The sequence below is a fragment of the Candidatus Angelobacter sp. genome (assembly GCA_035607015.1).
In the GTDB taxonomy this organism is placed as follows: Bacteria; Verrucomicrobiota; Verrucomicrobiia; order Limisphaerales; family AV2; genus AV2.
Genome location: DATNDF010000055.1, coordinates 1 through 6,572, shown reverse-complemented (window position 1 = coordinate 6,572; position 6,572 = coordinate 1). Strand labels below are relative to the sequence as shown.

The window sequence follows — 6,572 nt, the reverse complement described above, 5'->3', positions numbered from 1 at the left end:
TGCCGGCCTCGCGGCCATGTATCTTTGCCTGGGTGTGCTGCTGATGATTTTGTTGAATCCGCAGGACGACCGCCAGAGCAAGGCATTGAATCGCGTGTTCTTCACGGCGTCGCATACGCTCATAGCCCTGTGTGTTGGATACGGAATGACGCTGTTTGGCGCGATGATGTCCACGCAATACGCCCGGTACCGCAACGTGGGGTGGTGTGGCGGCGCGGTCGTGGCCGCGATTGCCATCTACACGGCCACCGTCGTGTTTCAGTCGGACAAGGAATCCATGCTCGCGCGCGGCACCCTGTTCGATCTGGAGGCCAGCCACGATCCGCTGGTGAGGGGGACGGCTCTGTTCAGCGCGGGACTGGCGGCGTTCGCCATTGTGGCATTTCTCGCCGCCCGCACGCGTCCGCCCATCGCGGCACTGCTGTTTATTTACGCGCTCATGCCCGCCAAATCCATTCTGTCGCACTGGTCGGACAATGAGGAGCGAGGCCACATGTTCGGGTACTGGTTCGGCCATGACATGTTTACGCCGCCCTTTGTCGCGCCGCCCGGCAGGCTGAGTTACGACTCTGGTTTGCGCGCCGAAGTGATGAAAGGGCCGAACGCAAAGCTTGTTTACCCGGAGATGGCCCGCAACGCGATCCTCTTCGGGGGCACCGATCCCGGCCGCTTTTGTCCGACCTACATGATTTTCTGCGAAAGTTTCATCCCTCCGAAATGCAAGCCGCGCGACCCGAATTTCGACCGTCGCGACGTTTACATCATCACGCAAAACGCGCTCGCAGATGGCACGTATCTGGAGTACATCAGGGCGCACTACAATCGCAGCACCCAGGTGGACACGCCCTTTTTTCAGGGAATGTTCCTGTGGCTGCAGGACATTTTCAAGTCCAAGACGGACTTCCGGCGGGGCATGACGAATTACTTCGCCCAGCTGGTCGCCCCGCTCGACCGTTACTTCACGGCGGTCGGCAAACGGATCGAGGACCGCCGCCGCAAGGAGGGTGTTTATCCGCCGACGGAAATCATCACGCCATCACCACAGGATTCCGAGCGGTCCTTCAGTGAATATATCGCGGACGCCGAGCGCCGGTTGCAGATGAACCAGTTGAAGCCGGGCGAGTACGTGACGAATGTGGACGGCAGGGTCACGGTGCAGGGACAGGTCGCGGTCATGTCCATCAACGGACTTCTGACCAGGGTCATTTTCGACAAGAACCCGACCAATGAATTTTATGTCGAGGAAAGCTTCCCGCTGGACTGGATGTATCCGTATCTGGAGCCCTTCGGAATCATCATGAAAATCAACCGGCAGCCACTGCCGGAAGTGACCGAAGAGATGGTAAAGCGGGACCACGAATTCTGGAGCCAGTATTCGCAGCGGCTGATCGGCAACTGGATCACTTACGACACGCCGGTGAAGGACATCTGCGACTTTGCCGAGCGGGTTCACAAGCGGCGCGATTACAAGGGATTTACCGGGGACCGCGCATTCATCCGGGACGACGATGCGCAAAAATCATTCTCCAAACTTCGGAGTGCGATTGGAGGCATCTACCTGTGGCGTTACAACGCGGCGAAGACCGCTGCCGAGAAGGAGCGCATGTTCAAGGAGACGGACTTCGCCTTCCGTCAGTCGCTGGCTTTTTGTCCGTTCAGTCCCGAAGCCGTCTTCCGCTATACAACGCTCCTTGCCACGATCGGACGGATCGACGATGCCGAACGCATCGTGAACACGGCCCTGCTGTTCGACCGTGACAATCTACAGTTCCAGTCGTGGGCCAATCAGATCAAGACTTGGAGGCAGTCGCCCGTCCCGATGCAGACGCAGGTTACGCAGGGCCCCGGCAAACTCGCGCAGTTGGAGGAGCAGTTCCGCAAGAACCCGGGCGACGGCAGAGCCGCGTTCGAGCTGGCTTCCGGATATCTCAGCCTGCGTCAGACGAATGCGGCGTTTCGTGTGCTCGACCAGTTGATTGACAGTCCGAAGGCCGACGCGAACCTTCTGCTCGCAGTGGCGAAGGCTTATGCCGATCTGCAGCAGGGCGGCAAACTGGAATCGGTCCTGGAGAAGCTGGTGAAGGTCACGCCGGAAAGTCCGGAGGCGTGGTATGATCTCGCCTCGACCAAGGCGCTGGTCGGAAAGAAGAGCGACGCGTTGGTCTCGCTGAGCAAGGCGTTGGAATTGAGCACCCGAAGACTTGCGAGTCAACCCGGAGCACAGGACTTGAAAAAAAGCGCCGCCACCAACCAGAGCTTTACCTCGCTCCGCGGCCTTCCCGAGTTTCAGAAGCTCATCGGACCGCTGTGACGGAAGGCCTCCTCACGACCGCCGTGATTGCAGTTCGTAATTGATCACTGAAAGGCAGTAGATCGCCGCCGTTTCACTGCGCAACACCAGTGGGCCGAGCGTGATGGGGAGCGCCCCCGCGGCACGAATGGCGTTGACCTCCGCCGGGGTAAAGTCGCCTTCCGGCCCCACCCAGACGCAGACCGACGTCGGTGCGCAGCGCCTTTCGACGCGAAACGATTCAAAATGCTCGCGCGGATGCCGCGCGCCGTCCTGAAGGGATGCAATGAGCGTCAGTTCAAATTTCTCGCCTCGCGCCAGAAACGCCTGCGGTGTCAGCGGCGCATCCACGCGCGGAAGCCACGCCGAACCGCATTGCTTGAGCGCTTCAATCGCGGTGTCCTCCCACTTCTCAACCTTGGTCGCCGCGGCCTCAGGGTCGGGTTGCGCCACGGTCCGCTCGGACAAAATCGGCGCGATGCGTTGCGCGCTCAGCTCTGTCGCCTTCTGGATGATGGTTTCCATGCTCTTCCCTTTGGTGACGGCCTGCGCCAGGGTCACCTGGAATGACGGGGGCGCGACCGTGTGTTTGTGGAGCACGTCGAGAGTGACCGTCTGGCGGCCCGCTTCGCGTGTCTCGCACAGATACTCGTCGCCCATGCCGTTCAGCACCACGACCCGTTCGTGCGTCCGGAGACGCAGCACGTTCAAGGCGTGATGACCTTCGCGACCCGACAGGGTAAGCCGGGGATTCCGACATTCAGAGGGAGGCAGGTAGAAACGGTGCATGGAGCGGGCGAATGAATTCGTGCGGTTTTTGGAGTGATGAAACCAGGCGCGCTCACCAGTCAGCGCGCTGCCGTTCGATCCTCCCTAAGGTCATCTCATCGGAAAAGGTCCTTCGCTTTCTCAAAGAAGCTCCTGGTTTGCGGGTTCACGTTCGCATCGCACAAATCGGAGAATTCCTGCAGTTTGGCGCGCTGGGCTGCGTTCAGATGTGTCGGGACCTCGACAAGTACGCGCACGTGCAGATCGCCCGTGCCGTAGCCCTGAACATTTTTGACTCCTTTGCCCTTGAGCCGGAATACCGCGCCAGCCTGCGTTCCCGCGGGTATTTTGATTTGGGCCTTGCCGGCCATCGTCGGCACCTCGATCTCCGCGCCGAGAGCCGCCTGGACGAAGTTGATCGGCACTTCACAAATCAGGTCGTCACCCTCGCGTTGGAATATCTCGTGGGGCCGGACATGTAGAACCACATAAAGACTTCCGGCCGCTCCTCCACGGATGCCGCCTTCACCGTTGCCCGCCGAGCGGAGGCGCGCGCCGTTGTCCACGCCCGGCGGTATTTTGATTTTGATTTTGGACGTCCGCTCGCGGCGGCCGGCGCCCCGGCAGGTGCGGCAGGGTTTTTCGATCACCCTTCCGGCGCCCTCGCAGCGGGGACACGTTTGCGCAATGCTGAAAATCCCCCGCGAGCTGATCACTTGTCCGCGCCCGCCGCAGGCCGAACAGGTCTTCGTTGCCGAGCCCGGCTCCGCTCCCGTGCCGCGGCAGGATTCGCAGGCATCGAGCTTTGTGACCGGAACCTCCTTTTCGCAGCCCAGTACGGCTTCCTCGAAGGAAATCTCCATATCGTAGCGAAGGTCGGCGCCGCGCTGAGGCCCGGTGGGATCGTGGCGTTCACCACCGAACAATTCGTCGAAGATGCTGCCGGTGCCGCCGCCGAACACCTCGCGGAAAATTTCAAATGGATCGTGAAAACCCCCGCCGCGAAACCCGCCCGCCCGGGCGCGGGGATCGAACGCCGCGTGACCGTATTGATTGTAGGCGGCGCGCCGTTGCGGATCACACAATGCCTCATAGGCCTCGCCCAGTTCCTTGAATTTTTCTTCGGCGGCCTTGTCGCCCGGGTTTTTGTCGGGATGATATTTGACCGCCAGTTTGCGGTAGGCTTTTTTGATTTCCTCCTCGCTGGCGTTGCGGTCCACGCCGAGGACCTCGTAGTAGTCGCGTTTGGACATGGCGGTCAGGCAACGGGCTTCCGGGCGACGACAACGCTGGCCGGACGGAGCAGGCGGTCGCGCAGTTTGTAACCTTTGCGCAACTGTCGGACGACATGGCCTTCGGGCGTCGAGGGTATCTCCTCCTGTGCCACGGCTTCGTGCAGGTTGGGATCAAACGCTTGGTCGGCGGCGTCGATCTCCTCCAGGCCAGCCTCGGCCAGGGCGCCCTTTAATTGATTGTAGATCATGGTGATGCCGGTCTTGAGCGATTCGACCGAGGCGGATTCTGCGTTGCTGGCGGCGAGCGCCATGTCGAGATTGTCCAGCGCCGGGATGAGTTTTTCCAGCAGGGAAGCGTTGGCGAACCGGATTGCCTCCTGCCGCTCACGCGTGGCGCGCTTTTTGAAGTTTTCCAGATCCGCGGCGGACCGGAGCAAACGATCCCAATATTCGTCCGCTTTGGCCGCTTTGGCCTTCAGTTCCTCGATTTGCCCGGCCGTCAAAGGGGCTGACGGGTCGGGCGGCGGAGTTCCCTGTTTCAAATCCCCGCCGTCGGGCGCGGCCGTCTCCATAACTTCGGTTTTCTGGTGTTTCTGCGTGCTCATTACAAAATCATGTTCACGGAGGCGGCAAAATACACAAAGGTGATGCCGAGGGCAACTGCGTTAAAGAAACCGGACGACGCATCCTGCCGGTCGGGGATGCCAACTGAGGCCAGTCGCGATCCGGCGATCGCGGCGCGCCGGCAGGACGGTCATAAGAATTGTCGGCTGTGGTGTTCTGAATATGTTGCTCCCGGGTGTGCTTGTGATAGAATGTCAGGGATTCAAACTGTTGGATTTGAATTTTACCCGGCCGTGCAGCGTCTTTTGAGGGTCAAAAGCGGAACCAAGCCGGGCCGCACACGAACATGCAGCATCACAAGACTCGACTGAACGATGCGTTTCTGACCCGCCGCGATTTTCTTTGCCGCTGCGGCATGGGCATGGGCGCGTTGAATCTGGCCGCATTCTTCGGAGGCGTCGAGCCGTTTACGACGACTGCGCGCGCGGAGGGCTATGCTTCGCCGCTGATGCCAAAGGAGCCCCAGTTTGCCGCCAGGGCCAAACACGTCATCCATATTTTCGCCAACGGCGGACCGTCGCATGTTGACACGTTTGATCCCAAACCCGCCCTGGAAAAATACGCCGGCAAACTGCTGCCGACGGAGAACCTCAAGACCGAACGCAAGACCGGCGCGGCCTTTCCCTCCCCGTACAAGTTCCAGAAATGCGGCCAGAGCGGGATCGAGGTCAGCGAAATCTTTCCCCGTGTCGGCGGGTGCATTGACGACATCGCGGTCATTCGCTCAATGCACGCGGACGTGCCGAACCACGAGCCGTCGTTGCTGCTGATGAACTGCGGCGAGGCCCGGCTCATCCGGCCCAGCATGGGTTCCTGGATCACCTATGGCCTGGGGACAGAGAACCAGAACCTGCCGGGCTTCATCGTAATGTGCCCCGGCGGCTATCCCATCCAGGAATCGCAGAACTGGCAGGCCGGCTTCCTGCCCGGCATTTATCAGGGCACATACATCGACACGCAGCACACGCGCATCGAGAAGCTCATCGAGCACATCAAAAACAACTTTACCTCGCTGCGCGAACAAAAGGAGCAACTGGAATTGCTGCAGGAACTCAACGAGCGCCACCTCAAGAGGCGCCAGCAGGACGCGCAACTCGAGGCGCGCATCCAGTCGTTCGAGCTGGCTTACCGGATGCAAATTGACGCCACCGACGCCTTCGACATCAATCGCGAGCCCGAACCCATCCGCAAAATGTACGGGGAAGGCACGCAGGCCCGCCAGTTGCTCATCGCGAGGCGCCTGATCGAAAAAGGCGTGCGCTTCGTTCAGGTGTGGCATGGCGCCGGCCAGCCCTGGGACAACCACGACGACATCGAGGTCAACCACCGCCGGCTGGCGAAAGAATCAGACCAGGCCATCGCCGCGCTCTTGACCGATTTGAAACAACGCGGGCTGCTGGAGGAAACGCTGGTCGTCTGGGGTGGTGAATTTGGCCGCACCCCGACCGTTGAACTGCCCACGCCCGGCTCCAATGCGGGCAAGATCAACGGCCGCGACCATAACCACTACGGTTTTACCATGTGGATGGCGGGCGGCGGTGTGCGCGGTGGTTACGTCCATGGCGCGACCGATGAGTTCGGCTTTCAGGCGGCCGAGAAACCGGTCCACGTCCACGATCTCCACGCGACCATCCTGGCGCTGCTCGGGTTCGATC

At 60.7% G+C, this 6,572-nt stretch carries 5 protein-coding genes; 2 read left to right on the top strand and 3 right to left on the bottom strand.

The features are described from left to right. Positions 1–2,311, top strand: a 2,311-nt coding sequence (locus VN887_02270; protein HXT38827.1) for a DUF2723 domain-containing protein, incomplete at its 5' end; no start/stop codon positions are given. Positions 2,312–2,323: 12 nt separating this feature from the next. Here VN887_02270 and VN887_02265 read toward each other — a convergent pair. The 3 genes from VN887_02265 to grpE form a co-directional block, all read right to left on the bottom strand. Further along, a complete protein-coding gene (locus tag VN887_02265) occupies positions 2,324–3,079 on the bottom strand; it encodes an RsmE family RNA methyltransferase (GenBank protein HXT38826.1) in 756 nt (251 codons plus the stop codon). Positions 3,080–3,174: 95 nt separating this feature from the next. Then, positions 3,175–4,311 (bottom strand): molecular chaperone DnaJ, encoded by a 1,137-nt coding sequence (dnaJ, locus tag VN887_02260; GenBank protein ID HXT38825.1) that lies wholly within the window; start codon positions 4,309–4,311, stop codon positions 3,175–3,177. A 5-nt stretch (positions 4,312–4,316) separates the two neighbouring features. Then, positions 4,317–4,898: a nucleotide exchange factor GrpE gene (gene grpE, locus VN887_02255; protein ID HXT38824.1), complete on the bottom strand. Its 582-nt coding sequence runs from the start codon at positions 4,896–4,898 to the stop codon at positions 4,317–4,319. 305 nt (positions 4,899–5,203) lie between these two features. Between grpE and VN887_02250 the strand changes: the two genes are divergently transcribed. After that, on the top strand, positions 5,204–6,572 hold a 1,369-nt coding region (locus tag VN887_02250), incomplete at its 3' end, for a DUF1501 domain-containing protein (protein HXT38823.1).